17 protein-coding genes are annotated in these 18,685 nt (G+C 73.0%); 12 read left to right on the forward strand and 5 right to left on the reverse strand.

Features of this window, described 5'->3' with window-relative positions:
• Nucleotides 1–34: 34 nt before the first annotated feature.
• Together EAD96_RS15655 and EAD96_RS15660 are read right to left on the reverse strand one after the other, a co-directional pair.
• Nucleotides 35–1,447 carry an amidase gene (locus tag EAD96_RS15655; protein WP_121684810.1) on the reverse strand — a complete coding sequence of 471 codons (1,413 nt, stop codon included), beginning with the start codon at nt 1,445–1,447 and terminating at the stop codon, nt 35–37.
• A gap of 16 nt (nt 1,448–1,463) precedes the next feature.
• Complete coding sequence (locus tag EAD96_RS15660) at nt 1,464–2,606, reverse strand: cystathionine gamma-synthase (RefSeq protein WP_121684811.1); 1,143 nt, start codon at nt 2,604–2,606, stop codon at nt 1,464–1,466.
• A gap of 95 nt (nt 2,607–2,701) precedes the next feature.
• On the opposite strand from EAD96_RS15660, the gene EAD96_RS15665 reads away from it, so the two are divergent.
• The 3 genes from EAD96_RS15665 (at nt 2,702) to msrA (ending at nt 4,341) form a co-directional block, all read left to right on the forward strand.
• A complete protein-coding gene (locus EAD96_RS15665; protein ID WP_121684812.1) occupies nt 2,702–3,028 on the forward strand; it encodes a hypothetical protein in 327 nt (108 codons plus the stop codon).
• 154 nt (nt 3,029–3,182) lie between these two features.
• Complete coding sequence (locus EAD96_RS15670) at nt 3,183–3,596, forward strand: HIT family protein (protein WP_013474065.1); 414 nt, start codon at nt 3,183–3,185, stop codon at nt 3,594–3,596.
• A 76-nt stretch (nt 3,597–3,672) separates the two neighbouring features.
• Nucleotides 3,673–4,341 (forward strand): peptide-methionine (S)-S-oxide reductase MsrA, encoded by a 669-nt coding sequence (msrA, locus tag EAD96_RS15675; RefSeq protein WP_120571576.1) that lies wholly within the window; start codon nt 3,673–3,675, stop codon nt 4,339–4,341.
• Between the two features lie 14 nt (nt 4,342–4,355).
• On the opposite strand, the gene EAD96_RS15680 is transcribed toward msrA, so the two are convergent.
• Nucleotides 4,356–4,862, reverse strand: a complete 507-nt coding sequence (locus EAD96_RS15680; RefSeq protein ID WP_121684813.1) for a hypothetical protein — start codon at nt 4,860–4,862, stop codon at nt 4,356–4,358.
• Nucleotides 4,863–5,286: 424 nt separating this feature from the next.
• On the opposite strand from EAD96_RS15680, the gene EAD96_RS15685 reads away from it, so the two are divergent.
• The 5 genes from EAD96_RS15685 to EAD96_RS15705 all read left to right on the forward strand — a co-directional run bounded on the left by EAD96_RS15685 (nt 5,287) and on the right by EAD96_RS15705 (nt 11,840).
• Complete coding sequence (locus tag EAD96_RS15685) at nt 5,287–7,077, forward strand: N-acetylglutaminylglutamine amidotransferase (protein ID WP_121684814.1); 1,791 nt, start codon at nt 5,287–5,289, stop codon at nt 7,075–7,077.
• 2 nt (nt 7,078–7,079) lie between these two features.
• Complete coding sequence (gene ngg, locus EAD96_RS15690) at nt 7,080–8,918, forward strand: N-acetylglutaminylglutamine synthetase (RefSeq protein ID WP_121684815.1); 1,839 nt, start codon at nt 7,080–7,082, stop codon at nt 8,916–8,918.
• Nucleotides 8,915–10,099 (forward strand): osmoprotectant NAGGN system M42 family peptidase, encoded by a 1,185-nt coding sequence (locus tag EAD96_RS15695; RefSeq protein ID WP_121684816.1) that lies wholly within the window; start codon nt 8,915–8,917, stop codon nt 10,097–10,099. The genes ngg and EAD96_RS15695 overlap by 4 nt, the downstream gene beginning before the upstream one ends.
• A gap of 305 nt (nt 10,100–10,404) precedes the next feature.
• Nucleotides 10,405–11,334, forward strand: coding sequence for a ribonuclease Z (locus EAD96_RS15700; RefSeq protein WP_121684817.1), 930 nt, complete (start codon nt 10,405–10,407; stop codon nt 11,332–11,334).
• The gene (locus EAD96_RS15705) at nt 11,331–11,840 is read left to right on the forward strand and encodes a GNAT family N-acetyltransferase (RefSeq protein WP_121684818.1); all 510 of its coding nucleotides are present in this window, start codon (nt 11,331–11,333) and stop codon (nt 11,838–11,840) included. Before EAD96_RS15700 ends, EAD96_RS15705 begins: the two co-directional genes overlap by 4 nt.
• 37 nt (nt 11,841–11,877) lie before the next feature.
• On the opposite strand, the gene EAD96_RS15710 is transcribed toward EAD96_RS15705, so the two are convergent.
• Nucleotides 11,878–13,248, reverse strand: coding sequence for a cystathionine beta-synthase (locus EAD96_RS15710; protein WP_121684819.1), 1,371 nt, complete (start codon nt 13,246–13,248; stop codon nt 11,878–11,880).
• A gap of 78 nt (nt 13,249–13,326) precedes the next feature.
• Nucleotides 13,327–13,683: a YkvA family protein gene (locus EAD96_RS15715; RefSeq protein ID WP_120571584.1), complete on the reverse strand. Its 357-nt coding sequence runs from the start codon at nt 13,681–13,683 to the stop codon at nt 13,327–13,329.
• 140 nt (nt 13,684–13,823) lie between these two features.
• Here EAD96_RS15715 and EAD96_RS15720 point away from each other — a divergent pair, with 140 nt between their 5' ends.
• From EAD96_RS15720 to EAD96_RS15735, 4 genes are all read left to right on the forward strand, one after another.
• Entirely contained in the window at nt 13,824–14,870 is a 1,047-nt protein-coding gene (locus EAD96_RS15720) for an SGNH/GDSL hydrolase family protein (protein ID WP_120571585.1), read from the forward strand.
• Between the two features lie 111 nt (nt 14,871–14,981).
• Nucleotides 14,982–15,794 (forward strand): SGNH/GDSL hydrolase family protein, encoded by an 813-nt coding sequence (locus EAD96_RS15725; protein WP_121684820.1) that lies wholly within the window; start codon nt 14,982–14,984, stop codon nt 15,792–15,794.
• 58 nt (nt 15,795–15,852) lie between these two features.
• Nucleotides 15,853–17,115, forward strand: coding sequence for an acetyl-CoA C-acetyltransferase (locus EAD96_RS15730; RefSeq protein ID WP_121684821.1), 1,263 nt, complete (start codon nt 15,853–15,855; stop codon nt 17,113–17,115).
• Between the two features lie 40 nt (nt 17,116–17,155).
• Nucleotides 17,156–18,640, forward strand: coding sequence for a CYTH and CHAD domain-containing protein (locus tag EAD96_RS15735; RefSeq protein ID WP_121684822.1), 1,485 nt, complete (start codon nt 17,156–17,158; stop codon nt 18,638–18,640).
• Nucleotides 18,641–18,685 lie beyond the last annotated feature (45 nt).

Here is an 18,685-nt window from a genome sequence, read left to right on the forward strand (position 1 = left end):
GTGTGCGCGACAGGGGTGCGCACACGCTAGACGATCACGCGGTGGCCGGCGACCCCGTTCCGACGCGGGGATAGCCGGGCGCGTGCCGGGCCCACGGCGCCTGCATCTCGAACTGGCCGGCCACCCCGAGCAGCAGCAGTTCGGAGCCGGGCGGGCCGACGAACTGCACGCCCACCGGCAGGCCGTCCGGGCGGCGCCCGACCGGCACCACGATCGACGGGAGCCCGGCGATGTTCCACGGCGCCGCGTACGGGGCGTACCTGATGTTGGTCGACATGTTCGCGAGCCAGGAGCGGCCGGACCACCCGGCGGCCTCCGGCGGCGGCCCGGCCAGCGCCGGGGTGAGCAGCAGGTCGATCGAGTTGTCCGCGAAGAAGTGCACGGACCGTTCGCGCCAGGCGGCCCGGTCGGCCTCCCGCACGTACCCCCGGCGCTGCGCCCACTCGCCGAGCGCGACGTGCCGGCGGCTGCGTCGCTGGAGTTGGCGCGGCGCCACCCCGGCGGCGCGCACGTCGGCGGCGGCGGCCGCGAACCAGGTGGCGATGCCCTGGAGGCCGAGCCGGGTCGGGTAGACCGGGTCGGCGGGCACGGTGTCGTGGCCGGCGGCGGCGAGCAGCCGGCCGGCGGCGGCGACCGCGTCCCGGTTCGGCGCGTCCGGCGAGACGCCGCGTACCGGCGACCGCAGCGAGACGCCCACCCGCAGCCGCTCCGGCGGGACCAGCTTGTCCGGCCGGCGGCCGGCCAGCACCGAGAAGCCGACCACCGCGTCGGCGACGGTGCTGGTCAGCATGCCGTGCTCGGTGAGGCCGAACCAGTCGTCCGCGCCGAGCTGGCAGGGCACCACGCCCCGGCCGGGCTTGAGCCCGACCAGGCCGCAGCAGGCCGCCGGGATGCGGATCGACCCGAGGCCGTCGTTGCCGTGGGCCATCGGCACCAGCCCGGCGGCCACCGCGGCGGCCGCGCCGCCGGACGAACCGCCGGGGGTACGCGCCAGGTCCCACGGGTTGCGGGTGACGGCGGTGTCGTCGTCGGTGAGCGCCCACAGGCCCAGCTCCGGCATCCGGGTCACGCCGAGGATGACAGCGCCCGCGCCGCGCAGCCGGCGGACCACCTCGTGGTCGGCCTCCGCCACCTCGGTACGCATGGCGGCCGACCCGTTCCAGGTGGGCAGGCCGGCCACCGGCGTGTTCTCCTTGACCGCCACCGGCACGCCGGCCAGCGGCAGGTTCGCCAGTTCCTCCTGCTCGTCGACCTTCTCCGCCTCGGTGATCGCCTCGCCGCCGCGTACCGTGCGGAACGCGCCCAGCTCGGCGTCGACCCGGGCGACGTGGTCCAGGTGGTCGGCGACGACCTGGGTGGCGGAGACGTCGCCACGGCGTACCGCCCGGGCGATCTGTTTCGCGGTCGTCCCGACCCAGGTCGTCGGCAAGATCTCCGGCACTGCCACCCTCCCCAGCCAGCGGTCAGCCCAGGGCCTGCTCCAGATCGGCGAGCAGGTCGTCGACCGTCTCGATGCCGACAGACAGTCGCACGAGATCGCCGGGAACTTCAAGCGGCGAGCCCGCAGCGCTCGCGTGTGTCATCCGGCCGGGGTGCTCGATCAGGGACTCCACGCCGCCCAGCGACTCGGCGAGCACGAACAGCCGGGCCCGGTTGCAGATCTCCACAGCGTGCTCCTCGCCGCCCGCCGCGCGGAACGAGATCATGCCGCCGAACCGGCGCATCTGCTTGGCGGCCACCTCGTGGCCGGGGTGCGACGGCAGGCCCGGGTAGAGAACCTGGGCGACCTTGGCGTGTCCGTCCAGGTAGGCGGCGATCCGCTCGGCGTTGTCGCAGTGCCGGTCCATCCGTACCCCGAGGGTCTTGATGCCGCGCAGGGTGAGCCAGGCGTCGAACGGGCCGTTCACCGCGCCCATCGCGTTCTGGTGGTAGCGCAGCTCCTCGCCGAGCGTGCGGTCCGCCGCGACGAGCGCGCCGCCGACCACGTCGGAGTGCCCGCCGACGTACTTGGTGGTGGAGTGCACCACCACGTCCGCGCCGAACGCGATCGGCTGCTGGAGGTACGGCGAGGCGAACGTGTTGTCGACCACCAGCAGCGCGCCGGCGTCGTGCGCCACAGCGGCCAGCGCCGCGATGTCCGCGATGCCGAGCAGCGGATTGGTCGGCGTCTCCACCCACACGATCCGGGTGGCGCCGGGGCGGATCGCGGCGCGCACGGCGTCCGGGTCGGAGACCTTCGCCGGGGTGTACGCCAGGCCCCAGCGCTCGGCCACCTTGGCGAACAGCCGGTACGTGCCGCCGTAGGCGTCGTCCGGGATCACCACGTGGTCGCCCGGCTTGCAGACGGTCCGCAGCAGCGCGTCCTCGGCGGCCAGGCCGCTGGCGAAGGCGAGCGCCACCGGGCCGCCCTCCAGCGCGGCCAGGCACTCCTGGAGCGCGTCCCGGGTCGGGTTGCCGGAGCGGCTGTACTCGTAGCCCTCGCGGGGCGCTCCGACGGCGTCCTGGGCGTACGTGCTGGTCTGGTAGATCGGCGGGATCACCGCACCGGTGCGGGCCTCCGGGTCCTGACCGGCGTGGATGGCGAGTGTCTCGAAGCCGTGGCTCATGCCGCAGACGTTAGCCCCCCGCCCGGTCCCGCTCCCGGCAACCCGGCGCGAGTCACAACCGCGGAGGTGTCGGGGCGGTCGGCCATACTGGTCCGGTGAGTACGACCGGGGCGCTCCCTTCCCGCCTGCACGGCGTCGCCGACCGGATCCCGGCCTCGCTGGGTCTCCTGAGCGGCCCGCGGTCGGGGCGGGTCAGCTTGCCCGTGCGCCTCGCCTGGTCCGGCCCCGGCGACTACGACGTGGGTGACCCGGGTGAGCGGCTGACCCTCTACTGCCTCCTGCTGGACTGCGGCCAGCGGGACGACATGATCAGATACGTCGACGCCGCGCTGCTCCGCCAGGACTGGCCACGTATTCGGCGCTTGACCGCGCGCCGGGTGATCCGCCTCTGGGAGAGCAGGATCCCGGGCCTGGCGGCCTAGCCGTGGACGAGCTGCACACGCGCCTGCTGCGCGTCGGATTCCACGCCGCGCCGATCATGAGGTTGACGGTGCCGCCGGTCCGATTTGTCGCCGCCAACCTCATGATCACGCTCGCCCGGAGGTGGGGTGGCGGGGTGGGACCTAGGGTGAGCTCGTGAGCGGGTGTGTGTTCTGCGGGATCGTGGCGGGCGAGGTGCCGGCCTTCCGGGTGACCGACGAGCCGGACGGCGTCGCGTTCCTCGACACCCGGCCGGTGTTCAAGGGCCACGTGCTGGTGGTGCCCCGCACCCACCTGGTCACCCTGTCCGACCTGCCCGCCGACGCGCTGCCCGGCTACTTCCGGCTGGTGCAGCGCATCGCCGTGGCCGTGGAGTCCGGTCTGGGCTCCGGTGGGACGTTCGTGGCGATGAACAACCGGGTGTCCCAGTCCGTACCGCACCTGCACACCCACGTGGTGCCCCGGACCAAGGGCGACGGGCTGCGCGGCTTCTTCTGGCCGCGTACGCGGTACGCCGACGACGCCGAGGCGACGGAGTTCGCCGGGCGGATCTCGGCGGCGCTGGCCTGACGCCGGCGTGGGCGGGTAAGGAACCGGGGGGCGACGCTGTTGCACACGCTGGGAAAGCCAAGAGAGGAGTCCCACCGTGTTCCTCCGCCGCATGAAGGCCGAAATGATCTCTCCTGACCAGGCCCTGCCGGGCCGTCCGATCGCGATGCCGATCGCCGACCGGCACGAGGTGCTGCCGTCCTCGCTGAAGGGCCCGTTCCCCGAGGGCGCGCAGGTCGCCGTCTTCGGCATGGGCTGCTTCTGGGGCGCCGAGCGGCTGTTCTGGACCCTCCCCGGCGTGATCACCACGTCCGCCGGTTACGCGGGCGGGTACACCACCAACCCGACGTACGAGGAGGTCTGCTCCGGCATGACCGGGCACGCCGAGGTGGTCCAGGTGGTCTACGACCCGTCGAAGATCGCCTACGAGGACCTGCTCAAGGTCTTCTGGGAGAACCACGACCCGACCCAGGGCATGCGTCAGGGCAACGACGTGGGCACCCAGTACCGCTCGGCGATCTACACCACGACCGACGAGCAGCTCGCCGCCGCCAAGGCGTCGCGGGACGCGTTCGCGCCGATCGTGGAGCGGGCCGGCAAGGGTGAGATCACCACCGAGATCGCCCCGCTCGGCGACTACTACTTCGCCGAGGACTACCACCAGCAGTACCTGGCTCCGACGAAGAACCCGGGTGGTTACTGCAACCACGGGCCCAACGGCATGACCTGCCCCGTCGGCGTCGCGCGAGTCACCGAAGCGCACTGAGCGCGTCTCGCGACCTACGGGAGGGGGACCTCGACGTCCGGTTCCCCTCCCGTCACCACGAACGGTGCGTACCCAGGGTCGACCACATCGACGACCAGGTCCGAGAAGACCAGCGAGATGTTGTGGCCGTTCGTCTCGATGAGGGCCTCGTGAAACGGAAGATCGAGGAGTCGTGACCACCGCTCCGCGTCAGGTGACTCCCGCAGAAGTTTCATTCCCGGGTACAGCACCTGCCACTTGACGCCCCACACGTAGCCGTCGAGGTCGACGCCCTGTTCGTAGTCGATGAGCCGCTCGTCCAGCGACCGCATCCAGACCTCGGGCGGCACGGCGGACGTGGTCACGGCTCGGACGCAGTGCTTGAACCGGTACCTCAGGTGCTGGGGCGTGATTCCGGTACGGGGATCGGCGGTCGCGTAGACGAAGACATCGTAGTCGCGCATGTAGTCGGCGAAGCCGTGGAACACGATGGCCTGATCGAACACGTCGTCGAAGGCGGCCCGGATCTCGACGATGTCCACGTCCGCATCATCGCAGCGGTCCCGCACGAGCCGTCGGGAGCCCTCGCTGCGGCTCCCGCGCCGCGGGCTGACCCGAGATCCGAACCACGACTCCGGCACGGTGAACTGCGAGGCTGATCACCGTGCCGGCAGCGTCTCGCTCGCGCGATCTTGCAGTTACTGCCCACAGCTTGTTCGGTTTACGAGGATTGCGGGGCACCAAAGTGCAAGATCGGCGAGCCGACGACGCAGGGGCGTGTGCCGGTACGTGCGGTGTTCCTCACACCCGGCACGGGCCGGGTTTCCGGCATCTGCGGCCTGGAAGGCAGGAACCGAAGGCGTGACAGGTGACCACCCTGCGTGACGGCGCATCGTAGCAAGCTGTCACACGTTCGTCATCGTCTCAACAGGCGAACTGCAACAAGCTCTGGCAGCATTGGCTCGTATGTGCGGACTTGCGGGAGAGTTCCGCCGTGACGGTTCACGCGCCGACGTCTCGGCCGTGGAGCGGATGGCGGCCACGATGAGTGACCGAGGGCCCGACGACAGCGGCGTCTGGTCGCAGGGCCCGACCGCGCTGGGACACCGGCGCCTGAAGATCATCGACCTGTCCGCGGCGAGCGGCCAACCCATCGTGGACGCCGCCGCCGGGCTCACCGGTGTCTTCAACGGCTGCATCTACAACTATCGAGAGCTGCGCGCCGAACTCCAGGCCAAGGGCCACCGGTTCTTCTCGTCCGGCGACAGCGAGGTCGTGATCAAGGCGTACGCCGAGTGGGGGCTCGACTTCGTCGACCACCTGATCGGCATGTTCGCCGTCGCGATCAGCGAGCGCGACACCGGCCGCCTGGTGCTGGCCCGGGACCGCCTCGGCATCAAGCCGCTCTACCTGGCCGAGAGCCCCGGCGTGGTGCGGTTCGCCTCGACCCTGCCGGCGCTGCTCGCCGGTGGCGGCGTCGACACCACGATCGACCGGGTGGCGCTCGCCCACTACCTGAGCTTCCACAGCATCGTGCCGCCGCCGCGCACCATCCTGGCCGGCGTCACCAAGCTGCCCCCGGCCACGGTCCGGGTGTACGAGGCGGACGGCTCCAGCCACGAGCGGGTGTACTGGGATCCGGCGTTCAGCCGTGCCGCCGAGCGGGCCGGCTGGTCCGAGCAGGACTGGCAGGACGCGCTGCTCGACTCGCTGACCACCGCCGTACGCCGCCGCATGGTGGCCGACGTGCCGGTGGGCGTGCTGCTCTCCGGCGGCCTCGACTCCAGCCTGGTGGTCGCGCTGCTCGCCGGCGAGGGGCAGGCGCAGTCCGGCTTGGCCACGTTCTCCATCGGCTTCGACGCGGTCGGCGGCCGGGAGGGCGACGAGTTCGTCTACTCCGACCTGGTGGCGAAGACGTTCGGCACGGACCACCACCAGATCCGGGTGCCCACCGGCGACCTGCTGCCGCCGCTGGAGGCCGCCGTCGCGGCCATGAGCGAGCCCATGGTCAGCCACGACTGCGTGGCGTTCTGGCTGCTCAGCCAGGAGGTCGCGAAGCACGTCAAGGTGGTGCAGTCGGGCCAGGGCGCGGACGAGATCCTGGGCGGCTACCACTGGTACCCGCCGCTGGCCGGGGTGGACCGGGAGCAGGCGCTCGAGACGTACGCGAAGGCGTTCTTCGACCGCGACGCGGCCGGACTGGCCCGGGTGCTCAACCCGGCGTGGCTGGCCGACGGTGACCCGGCGCGGGAGTTCGTCGCCGCGCACCTGGGCCGCGCGGGGGCGCAGACCGCCGTCGACGCGGGCCTGCGGATCGACACCCAGGTCATGCTGACCGACGACCCGGTGAAGCGGGTCGACAACATGACCATGGCGCACGGGCTGGAGGCCCGGGTGCCGTTCCTCGACCACGAGTTCGTCGAGCTGGCCGCGAGCTGCCCGCCGGAGCTGAAGCTGGCCCAGGGTGGCAAGGGCGTGCTCAAGGAGATCGGCCGCCGGGTCCTGCCGCACGAGGTCATCGACCGGCCCAAGGGCTACTTCCCGGTGCCCGGTCTCACCCACCTGGAGGGCAAGCTCCTCGACCGGGTACGCGACGCGCTCACCTCGCCGGAGGCCCGCCGTCGTGACCTGTTCCGCGCCGACTACGTCGACGCGCTGCTCGCCGACCCGAATGCCGAACTGACCCCGTTGAACGGAAACAAGCTGTGGCAACTGGGACTCCTGGAAATGTGGCTCCAGAGCCACGGAATCGACTGACCGTGACCGACACCCTCGCCACCGGAACGGCGCGTACCGACCGGGAACGGGTGCTGGGGCGCCGCCGGGAACGCATCGGCCCCGGCGGTGACCCGGTCGCACCGGGTACGCCGGAGCCGCGACAGCCGGAGACCGCCTCCACCGACGCCTCGGGCGTGGTGCTGGACTGCGGCTGGGGCCGCCTGGTGTTCGGGCAGACGTTCGACGACCAGGTGCACGTGGCCGACGTGCTGCGGTCCGAGGCGGTCGGCGCCCGGGACATCTGCATCTACCTGCGCGACCCGCACGTGCTGGTGTCCCGGCTGCCGGACGAGCTGTTCATCGACCCGTCGCTGACCTACCGGCTGCCGCTGGGTGAGAAGCGGCCCGCCGCCACCGAGGGCGGCGAGGTGCCCGGGCTGACCGTCCGGCCGCTGCGGGACGCCGCCGACGCCGAGGCGGTGAACCGGATCTACGCGCGCAACGGCATGGTCACCGCCCCGGTCGAGGTGCTGGTGGACAACGCCGGCACGGACCGGTTCCTGCACCTGGTGGCCGAGGACGCCACCGGTGAGGTGGTCGGCACCATCACCGGCGTGGACCACGTCGCGGTGTTCGGCGACCCGGAGAACGGCGCCAGCCTGTGGTGCCTGACCGTGGACTTCAACACCGCCCCGCCCGGTACCGGCCAGGCGCTGCTCACCGCGCTCGCCGACCGGCTCGACGGGCGCGGCCGGGCGTTCGTGGACCTGTCCGTGCTGGCCGAGAACTCGGGTGCGATCCGGCTGTACGAGCGTCTCGGCTTCCACCGCACCGGCACGCTCTGCGTGAAGCGGAAGAACCCGATCAACGAGCGCCTGTTCCTGCCCGCCATGCCGCAGGGGTACGACGAGCTGAACCCGTACGCGAAGATCGTCGCGGACGAGGCGATGCGGCGCGGCATCCGGGTGGAGGTGACCGACCCGCACTGGGGTGAGCTGAAGCTGACCACCGGCGGCCGGACCATCCACACCCGCGAGTCGCTGTCGGAGCTGACCTCGGCGGTGGCGATGAGCCGCTGCGACGACAAGCGGGTGACCCGGCGCATCCTCACCGAGGCGGGGCTGTCGGTGCCGCGCGGGCGCACCGCGACCGGCGAGCCCGACGACGTCGCGTTCCTCGACGACGTGGGTCCGGTGGTGGTCAAGCCGGCGCGCGGCGAGCAGGGCAACGGCATCACAGTCGGCGTGCGTACGCCGGAGGCCCTGACCGCGGCCGTCGAGCTGGCCCGCCGGTTCTGCCCGGACGTGCTGATCGAGGAGCTGCGCGCGGGCGAGGACCTTCGGGTCGTGGTGATCGACCACGAGGTGGTCGCCGCCGCGGTACGCCGCCCGGCGCAGATCACCGGCGACGGTGTGCACGACATCACCGAGCTGATCGAGCGGCAGAGCCGGCGGCGGGCGGCAGCCACCGGCGGCGAGTCCCGCATCCCGGTCGACGACATGACCCGCGAGGTGGTCGCGGAGGCCGGATACCGGATGCACGACGTGCTGCCGGAGGGCGAGGTGCTGGCGGTCCGCCGGACGGCCAACCTGCACACCGGCGGCACGATCCACGACGTGACAGCCGAGCTGCACCCGGCGATCGCCGAGGCGTGCGTCACCGCCAGCCGGGCGCTGGACATCCCGGTCACCGGGCTGGACCTGCTGGTTCCCGCCCCGGACCAGCCGGAACACGTCTTCATCGAGGCGAACGAGCGCCCCGGACTGGCCAACCACGAGCCGCAGCCGACCGCCGAACGCTTCGTCGACCTGCTCTTCCCGGGTACCCGGGCACCGCAGCGACTCTGGTCGCCTGCCGGTGCGGCAGGCTCTGGGGCATGACCGCACGCAAACCCCAACCGCTCAAGCTCGACCTCGACTACCTCCGCCAGGTGCTGGTGGAGCTGCTGGAGATCCCCAGCCCGTCGGGGCGCACCGACCACATCCAGCAGTACGTGGGCGAGCGGCTCTCCGCGATCGGGATCAGCTCCACGCTGACCCGTCGCGGGGCGCTGAGCGCCTGTCTGCCCGGCCCCCGGTCGACCGGCGCCGACCGGGCGATCGTGGTGCACACCGACACCATCGGCGGCATGGTGAAGCGGCTGAAGGAGAACGGCCGGCTTGAGGTCAACCCGATCGGCACGCACAGCGCCCGCTTCGCCGAGGGCGCCCACGTGCGGATCTTCACCGACGACCTGGAGCGGGTCGTCACCGGCCAGGTGCTGCCGCTGAAGGCGAGCGGGCACCGCTACAACGAGGCGGTCGACCTCCAGGGCGTCGGCTGGGAGCTGGTCGAGGTGCGGGTGGACGAGCCGGTGCACGACGAGGCCGGGCTGCGGGCGCTCGGCATCGACGCCGGGGACTTCGTCGCGTTCCTGCCCAACCCGACCATCACCCCGAACGGGTACGTCAAGTCCCGGCACCTGGACGACAAGGCGGGCGTGGCGGCGGTGCTGACCGCGTTCAAGGCGATGGTCGACGCCGGGATCACCCCGGCGGTCACCGCACACCTGCTGGTCACCGTCACCGAGGAGATCGGCCACGGCGCCAGCCACGGGCTGGACCCGGACGTCGCGGAGATCGTCTCGGTGGACGCGGCGGTGGTCGCGCCGGGCCAGCAGTCCCGGGAGACCGCTGCCACGCTGGCGATGGGCGACGGGGTCGGCCCGTTCGACTACCACCTGACCCGCAACCTGGCCTCGATCGCCAAGGAGCACGGCGTCGACCTGGTCCGGGACGTGTTCGACTACTACCGCTCGGACGTGGCCGCCGCGGTCGAGGCCGGGGCGCACGCCCGGGTGGCGCTGCTCGGGTTCGGCGTGGACGCCACGCACGGCCACGAGCGCACCCACCTCGACGGCCTGCACCAGCTCACCCAGCTGCTCTGCCTCTACCTCCAGAGCCCGCTGGTGTTCCCCGAGTGGGACGCCGAGCCGGAGGGCGACCTGGCCGACTTCCCGTCGCTGGCGGTGCAGCCGGCGAACGAGGAGGGCCCGCGCGAGGGCCCGATCGGCCTGGACTGACGCCTGTGATCGAAATCCGTTGCCGCGGCCGCCGGGAAGTGGATAGCGTGGCGGTACACGGGAAAGGAGGTGGTCCAGACTTGTATAGCAATCGGACTCGTGAGGTGGCTGTCCGCTAGCCGCTGTCCTCGACAGTGAGAACTCGTCCGCCGCGAGGCGGGCACTGCATGATCGTCGAGACCGTGTGGCAGCGGTGCGGCGAAACCACGACAGCCACCCGACCCCCGGGGTGCCGGCCCAGTCCAGCCGGCCCGCGCGCGAGCGCGGAAGCCCCGGGGGTCGCTTTATGCGCTCCGGAGGATGCCGTGTCCATGCGTGAGCTGGTGGTGCTCGGTACGGCCAGCCAGGCCCCGACCCGGCAGCGCAACCACAACGGCTACCTGCTGCGCTGGGACGACGAGGTGATCCTCTTCGACCCGGGCGAGGGCAGCCAGCGGCAGATGCTGCACACCGGGATCACCGCCACCGACCTGACCCGGATCTGCGTCACCCACTTCCACGGCGACCACTGCCTCGGCCTGCCCGGCACGATCCAGCGGCTCTCGCTGGACCGCGTACCGCACCCGGTGGCGGTGCACTTCCCGGCCGGCGGCGCCGAGTACTTCGCCCGGCTGCGCCACGCCTCCAGCTTCTACGAGACCGCCGAGCTGTCCGTCGAGCCGATCGACACCGACGGGCAGCGGATCACGCTGGGCATCGGCACGCTGGAGGCCCGTCGGCTGCGGCACCCGATCGAGACGTACGGGTACCGCCTGGTCGAGCCGGACGGCTGCCGGATGCTGCCGGAGCGGCTGGCCGCGTACGGCATCGCCGGCCCGGACGTCGGGCGACTGCTGCGCGACGGCCACCTGGACCGCGACGGACGCCGCGTGACCCGCGACGAGGTGAGCGTGACCCGGCCGGGGCAGCGGTTCGCGTTCGTGATGGACACCGGGCTCTGCGACGGCGTGTACGCGCTGGCCGAGCACGCCGACCTGCTGGTGATCGAGTCGACGTTCCTGGAGTCGGAGGCGGCGCTCGCCGCCGAGGTCGGGCACCTCACCGCCGGCCAGGCCGCGCGGGTGGCGGCCGAGTCGGGGGTACGCACGCTCGTGCTCACCCACTTCTCCCAGCGGTACGCCGACCCGCGCCGCTTCCACGACGAGGCCCGGGAGCACTTCACCGGTGATCTGGTGATCGCCGAGGATCTCCAGACGGTGCAGGTGCCGCCCCGGCGGGTACCGTCGCCCGGGTGACGATCTCCCTACGTTCCGCGACCGAGGCCGACCTGATGGCGGTCGGCGCCCTGCACCAGCGCTCACGGATGGCGGCGTACTCGTCGTTCCTGCCGCCCGAGGCGCTCGCCGACCCGACGCCGGAGGCGATGGGCCGTTACTGGGTGGAGCGGCTGACCTGGGAGGGCGCCGACCACCGGATGACGGTGGCCGAGCGGGACGGCCGGCTGGTCGGCTTCAGCTATCTCGGGCCGGACGACGAGGGCGACCCGGCGACCGGGCTGCTCAACGCGATCCACCTGGAGCCGTCCGAGCGGGGCCGGGGCACCGGCCGGGCGCTGATGGTGGACGCGCTGGACGCGATGCGGGCCCGGGGATGGACCCGTGCCGCGCTCTGGGTGCTGCGGGAGAACACCCACGCGCGCCGGTTCTACGAGCGCGGCGGCTGGGTCCTGACCGGTCTGCAGCGGGACGAGCACATCGGCTCGGCGCTGGTGCCGCAACTGCGCTACGGCCGGGAGCTGTGAACGGGCGGGGCCCCGGAGTGCCGGGGCCCCGCCCCGCTCAGCGCGCGCCGAGGTGGGCGAGCAGATCCTGCCGGGTCAGCACGCCCTTGGGCTTGCCGTCGACCAGCACCAGCGCCGCGTCCGCCTTCTCCAGCAGCCCGACCGCCTCGCTCACCGGCTGCCCGCCGCCGATCATCGGCAGCGGCTCGCCCATGTGCCGCTCGATCGTGTCGTGCAGGTGGGCCTGGCCGGTGAACAGCGCGTCGAGCAGGTCCTTCTCGGCGATCGAGCCGGCCACCTCGCCGGTCACCACCGGCGGCTCGGCCTTGAGCACGGGGAGCTGGGAGACGCCGTACTCGCGCATGTAGTCGATCGCGTCGCGGACCGTCTCGGTCGGGTGCACGTGCACCAGCTCGGGCAGCCCACCGGGCTTGCCGGCGAGCGCGTCGGCGACCGTCGGCTCGGTGCCCGAGTCGTCCAGGAAGCCGTACCGGGCCATCCACTTGTCGTTGAAGATCTTCGACAGGTAGCCCCGGCCGCCGTCCGGCAGCAGCACCACGATCACGTCGTCCGGGCCGGCCTTGCGGGCCACCTCCAGCGCGCCCACCACGGCCATGCCGCAGGAGCCGCCGACCAGCAGCCCCTCCTCGCGGGCCAGCCGGCGGGTCATCTCGAACGACTCCTTGTCCGACACCTCGACGATCTCGTCGGCCACCGACCGGTCGTACGTCTCCGGCCAGAAGTCCTCACCGACGCCCTCGACCAGGTACGGCCGCCCGGTGCCGCCGGAGTAGACCGAGCCCTCCGGGTCCGCGCCGATCACCTTGACCCGGCCCTCGGACGCCTCCTTGAGGTAGCGGCCGATGCCGGAGATGGTGCCGCCGGTGCCGACGCCCGTGACGAAGTGGGTGATCTTCCCCTCGGTCTGCCGCCACAGCTCCGGGCCGGTGGTCTCGTAGTGCGAGCGCGGGTTGGCCGGGTTGCTGTACTGGTTGGGCTTCCACGCGCCGGGGATCTCCCGGGCCAGCCGGTCGGAGACGTTGTAGTAGGAGCGCGGGTCCTCCGGCGCGACGGCGGTCGGGCAGACCACCACCTCGGCGCCGTACGCGCGCAGCACGTCCTGCTTGTCCTGGCTGACCTTGTCCGGGCACACGAACACGCAGCGGTAGCCCTTGAGCTGGGCCACCAGGGCCAGCCCGACGCCCGTGTTGCCGCTGGTCGGCTCCACGATCGTGCCGCCCGACCGCAGGATGCCCGCCTTCTCGGCGTCCTCGACCATGCGCAGCGCGATCCGGTCCTTGACCGAGCCGCCCGGGTTGACGTACTCCACCTTCGCCAGCACGGTGGCCTGGATGCCCTCGGTGACGTTGCGCAGGCGTACCAGCGGGGTGTTGCCGATCAGCTCGACGACGTTGTCGTAGTACTGCACCTCGTTGTGCCCTTCGTCGCGCCGCCGTCGGTTCCGGCGGCCGGTCAGCCCTCAGTTCGCCGACCAGCGTACGTGCCGTCAGGGCACCACATGCCCGGGGATGACGGAGCTGCGACGTGCCTCCCACTCCAGGAACCGCTCGGTCTCGGCGAGCACGCTGCCCGCCAGCCAGGTGACCATGACCGCGTCGTCGGCCAGCCCGAAGATGGCCAGCGGGATCTCCGGCAGCAGGTCGATCGGCGAGACGATGTACGCCGTCGCCCCGGCCATCAGCGCCAGGCGCAGGCCGCCGTCGTACTCGCCCCTGCTGGTCGCGCGGATCATCCGCGGCAGCGCCGCCAGCCGTGCCCCGAGCGACGGTCCGCCCCGCGTACCCGCCGCCAGCGCCCGGGCCAGCGCGGCGAACGCGGCGCTGCGCTTCAACGTCTTCCCCATGATGTCGCCCCTCTCCGCCCGACATGGTGCGGCCCGGTGGCAAGCCCGCGTCCGCTGCCCCCATCGGTACCCAATCCGGGCACGACCCAGCCATCCGATCAGGGACAGCAGTGGTCGTACCGGCGCGATACTGTCGGTTCATGGGGGACGCTGGTTCCGTCGCGCCGGTCCGCCGGCAGCGCGCCCGGCAGATCGCCCGCCTCGCGGCGATCGGCACGGGTGCCACGGTGGCGGCCACCGCCGCCACCGGCGGGGTGCTGCTCGGCCAGGCCCGGCAGGCCCGCCGCACCATCCCGATGGCTCAGGCCCCGCCGCCGCGCTGCGACGGCGTCTACGGCGCGAGACTGCCCGGCCCGCCGATCACCATGGTCATCCTGGGCGACTCCTCGGCGGCCGGGTACGGCGTGCACAGGCGCCGGGAGACGCCAGGCTCACTGCTGGCCACCGGGCTGTCCCGCCGCCTGCACCGACCGGTCCGGCTGCACCGGTTCGCCGTGGTCGGCGCGCTGTCGTCCGGGCTGAAGCCCCAGGTCGAGTCCGCCCTGGAGGTCGAGCCGGACGTCGCGGTGATCCTGATCGGCGGCAACGACGTCACCAACCGCTCACCGTTCTCGGTGGCGGTGCGCTACCTGGTCGACGCGGTCCGCACGCTGCGGGCGGCCGGCTGTGAGGTGGTCGTCGGCACCTGTCCCGACCTGGGCACCATCCGGCCGATCCAGCCGCCGCTGCGCTGGCTGGCCCGGCGCTGGAGCCGCCAGCTCGCCGCCGCGCAGACGGTGGGCGTGGTCGAGGCCGGCGGCCGTGCCGTCTCGCTCGGCGACATGCTCGGGCCGCGCTTCGCCGCCGACCCCGGGCGGATGTTCGCCTGGGACCGGTTCCACCCCTCCGCCGAGGGGTACGCGATAGCCGCGGCGGCGTTGCTGCCCACCGTGCTGTCCGCGCTGGGCGCCGTCCCGGAACGCAGGCCTGTCCTGCCCGGCGTGGAAGGCGTACGGTCGCTCCCGGAGGCCGCCCACCAGGCGGCCCGGCACGCCGGCACGGAGGTCAGCGGCGCCCAGCTCCGGGGTCGCGACCGCGGGCCGGGCGGGCGGTGGGCGCAGCTTCGCCGGCGGGCCTTCTTCGGCGTCGGCGCGGTGCCCCCGACCGGCAGCGCCGCCGACTCGGCAACGCTGGAGGGAACGGCATGAGCGAGCGCAGCGAGCGAAGCGGAGTGCTGTCATGAGCGAGCGCAGCGAGCGAATCGGCCGGCTCAGCGCGAAGGTGCCTCATGGCGGCACGGAGCGAAGCGGAGTGCTGTCATGAGCGAGCGGAACGAGGTGGCCCGGTGGGGCCGGGCGGCGGCCCTGTCGCTGCTGGCCGGCACGGTGGGCGGCGCGGCGGTCCTCGCCGGCCAGGCCATCGCCGCCCGCACCCGCGAGTACGCCCAGCCCGAGCTGGGTCTGGTGCTGCGCGCGACGGTCGGCCGTGCGGACGCGCCGCCGTTGCGGCTGGTGCTGCTGGGTGACTCGTCGGCGCTCGGCGTGGGCGTCGACCGGTTCGAGGACACCATCGGCGGTCAACTCGCCAACCTGCTCGCCGAGGGGCCGACCGGCCGCCGGGTGCAGTTGTCGAGCGTGGGGGTCTCCGGCTCGCGCGCCACCGACCTGGCCACCCAGGTGGCCCGGGCGCTGCTGGGCGAGCGGCCGGACGTGGCGGTGGTGCTGATCGGGGCGAACGACGCCACCGCGATGTCCCGGCCCGGTGACGCGGCGGCCTATCTCGGCTCGGCGGTACGCCGTCTGCGGGAGGCGCACGTCGAGGTGGTCGTGGGCACGTGTCCGGATCTCGGCGCGGTACGCGCGGTCGCCACGCCGCTGCGTCAGGTGCTCGGCTGGTCCGGGCGGCGGATGGCGCGGGCCCAGACGGCGGCCGTGCTGGACGCCGGCGGCACCGTCGTCGACCTGGGCACCGAGACCGGCCCGGTGTTCCGCGCGGACGCGGGGACGCTCTGCCACGACGGCTTCCACCCGTCGGCCGACGGCTACCGGGTGTGGGCGCACGCCCTGCTCGCCGCGGTCGAGGCGGCGGCGGCCGTCGCGTTCCGGCACCACCGGCAGCCGCCCACGGGGTGACATTTCCCGCCCGCCTCGCGGCTTCCCGGGCATGTTACTCGCGCGTTAACGTTGGCTCATGCCGATTGAGTCGCCCCGCGACGCCGTCATCGTCGCCACCGCCCGGTCCCCCATCGGCCGCGCGTTCAAGGGTTCCCTCCGCGAGGTCCGCCCGGACGACCTCGCCGCCACCATCGTCCAGGCCGCCCTCGACAAGGTCCCGGCGCTCGATCCCACCACCATCGACGACCTCTACCTCGGGTGCGGTCTGCCCGGCGGCGAGCAGGGCTTCAACATGGCCCGGGTGGTCGCCACCCTGATGGGCCTCGACGGCCTGCCCGGCGCCACGCTGACCCGCTACTGCGCGTCCTCGCTCCAGACCACCCGGATGGCGATGCACGCGATCCGGGCCGGCGAGGGCGACGTGTTCATCTCCGCCGGTGTGGAGATGGTCTCCCGGTACGCCCGGGGCAACTCGGACACGCTGCCGCCGGAGGCGCAGGCCCTCGTCGGCGGCGGCTGGGAGAACCCCCGCTTCGCCGAGGCCCGGGAGCGTTCCGCGGCCCGCGCCCGGGGCGGCGCCGAGGTGTGGACCGACCCGCGCGAGGCCGGGCAGCTCCCCGACATCTACCTCGCCATGGGGCAGACCGCGGAGAACCTGGCCCAGGTGTACGACGTGACCCGCGAGGACATGGACGCGTTCGGCGTCCGCAGCCAGAACCTCGCCGAGAAGGCGATCGCGGACGGTTTCTGGGCCCGCGAGATCACCCCGGTCACCACGCCGGACGGCACCGTCGTCAGCACCGACGACGGTCCCCGTGCCGGGGTGACCCTGGAGGCGGTGGCCGGCCTGAAGCCGGTGTTCCGCCCGGACGGCCGGATCACCGCGGGCAACTGCTGCCCGCTCAACGACGGCGCCGCCGCCGTGGTGATCATGAGCGCCGAGCGCGCGTCCGAGCTGGGGCTCACCCCGCTGGCCCGGATCGTCTCCACCGGCGTCACCGGGCTCTCCCCCGAGATCATGGGCCTGGGCCCGGTCGAGGCGTCGAAGCAGGCGCTCAAGCGCGCCGGCATGACCATCGACGACGTCGACCTGGTCGAGATCAACGAGGCGTTCGCCGCCCAGGTGATCCCCTCGTACCGGCAGCTCGGCATCCCGGAGGAGAAGCTGAACGTCGCCGGTGGCGCGATCGCTGTCGGCCACCCGTTCGGCATGACCGGCGCCCGGATCACCGGCACGCTGCTCAACGCGCTGGAGTGGCACGACAAGACCATCGGTCTGGAGACCATGTGCGTCGGTGGCGGCCAGGGCATGGCGATGGTGCTCGAACGACTGAGCTGAGACCGGTTCGCCGGAGCACGGGCCGGGTACGGGAGGCCGCATGGCGACCGTCGTGGAACGTGAGCGCAAGTACTCCGGCGACGAGGGTTTCCGGCTGCCCGACCTGACCGGGTGCGGTGGCGTCGTGACCATGTCCGACGCCACCGTCTCGGATCTGGACGCCGTCTACTGGGACACCGACGATCTGCTCCTGCTGCGCAGCGGGCACGCGCTGCGCCGCCGTACCGGCGGGCACGACGCGGGCTGGCATCTCAAGGTGGGCGCTGTCGGTGGCACACGGGTCGAGCACCAGTTCCCGGCCGGGGCGTCCGACGACGGCCCGCCGCCCGAGCTGGTCGCGCTGATCCGGGCCGCGTCGCGCGGTCGTCCGGTCGCCCCGGCGGCCAGGGTCGTCAACCGCCGCCGGGAACACCGGCTGCTGGACGCGGACGGCCGGGTGCTGGCCGAGGTGGCCGAGGACGACGTCCGGTCCGAGGACCTGGTGGACGGCGCCGAGCGGACCTGGCACGAGATCGAGATCGAGCTGGTCGAGGGCGACGAAGGGCTGCTCGACGCGCTCGGAGAGCGGCTGCGCGGAGCCGGCGCCCGCGAGGTGGCGGTCAGCAAGTCGCACCGGGCCGTCGCCGGCCGGATCGAGCGTTTCGACGATCGGGAACCGGACGGCCCGGCGGGCCCGGTCCTGGAGTACGTCCGGGCGCAGCGGGACGCGATCGTCGGCAACCACGCGGCCGCGTACCAGGGGGACGAGGACGCGGTCCACGACATGCGCGTCGCGACCCGCCGGTTGCGGGCGACGTTGCGTACCTTCCGGGGCCTGTGGGACCGCCGGGAGAGCGAGGCGGTCCGGGCCGAGCTGCGCCGCCTCGGCGGCGAGCTGGGCCGGGTCCGCGACACCCAGGTGATGGCCGCCCGGCTCACCGGGGCGGTGCACGAGCTGCCGGACGAGCTGGTGCTCGGCCCGGTCGCGGCGCGGATCGGCGAACGGTTCGCCGCAGACCTGGCCGAGGCGGCCACCGCGCTGCGGTCCGCGCTGGACGCCGACCGCTATCCCGCCCTGCTGACCCGCCTGGACCGGCTGGCCGACGCCCCGTCCGCCGACGTCGGCCGGCGGTGGGTGGACCGCCGGGTCCGCAAGGCGGTACGCCGCGCCGACACCCGGCTGGACCGGGCGCTCGCCACCACCGGGCCGGACGGGGACGCCGCGCTGCACGAGGCACGCAAGAAGCTCAAGGCCGCCCGCTACGCGGTGGAGGTGCGCGAGCCGGCCGCCGGCAAGCGGGCCGCCCGCCTGGTGAAGCGGTTCAAGGCGCTCCAGGATCTGCTCGGCACCCACCAGGACTCGGTGGTCACCCGGGAGGTGCTCCGGCGGCAGGCGCTCCAGGCGTACGCCGACGGGGAGAACACGTTCACCTACGGCCTGCTGCACGCGAGGCAGGCGGAGGCCGCCGGCCACGACCGCCCGGCCGTCCTGCGGGCGCGCGACCGCTCAAGACACCGCAAGGCACGCCGCTGGCTGAACCCCTGACCCACCCTCTCCCGGCCCCCACCCGGTCGATCATGAAGTTGACGG

It is taken from the genome of Micromonospora sp. BL1, assembly GCF_003667485.1.
GTDB lineage: Bacteria > Actinomycetota > Actinomycetes > Mycobacteriales > Micromonosporaceae > Micromonospora > Micromonospora tulbaghiae.

Coding starts and splice junctions, on each gene's coding strand:
- EAD96_RS15660 (WP_121684811.1), bottom strand. CDS start 2,606: ATGAGCCACGGCTTCGAGACACTCGCCATCCACGCCGGTCAGGACCCG.
- EAD96_RS15685 (WP_121684814.1), top strand. CDS start 5,287: ATGTGCGGACTTGCGGGAGAGTTCCGCCGTGACGGTTCACGCGCCGAC.
- EAD96_RS15695 (WP_121684816.1), top strand. CDS start 8,915: ATGACCGCACGCAAACCCCAACCGCTCAAGCTCGACCTCGACTACCTC.
- EAD96_RS15715 (WP_120571584.1), bottom strand. CDS start 13,683: ATGGGGAAGACGTTGAAGCGCAGCGCCGCGTTCGCCGCGCTGGCCCGG.
- EAD96_RS15720 (WP_120571585.1), top strand. CDS start 13,824: ATGGGGGACGCTGGTTCCGTCGCGCCGGTCCGCCGGCAGCGCGCCCGG.
- EAD96_RS15725 (WP_121684820.1), top strand. CDS start 14,982: ATGAGCGAGCGGAACGAGGTGGCCCGGTGGGGCCGGGCGGCGGCCCTG.
- EAD96_RS15730 (WP_121684821.1), top strand. CDS start 15,853: ATGCCGATTGAGTCGCCCCGCGACGCCGTCATCGTCGCCACCGCCCGG.
- EAD96_RS15735 (WP_121684822.1), top strand. CDS start 17,156: ATGGCGACCGTCGTGGAACGTGAGCGCAAGTACTCCGGCGACGAGGGT.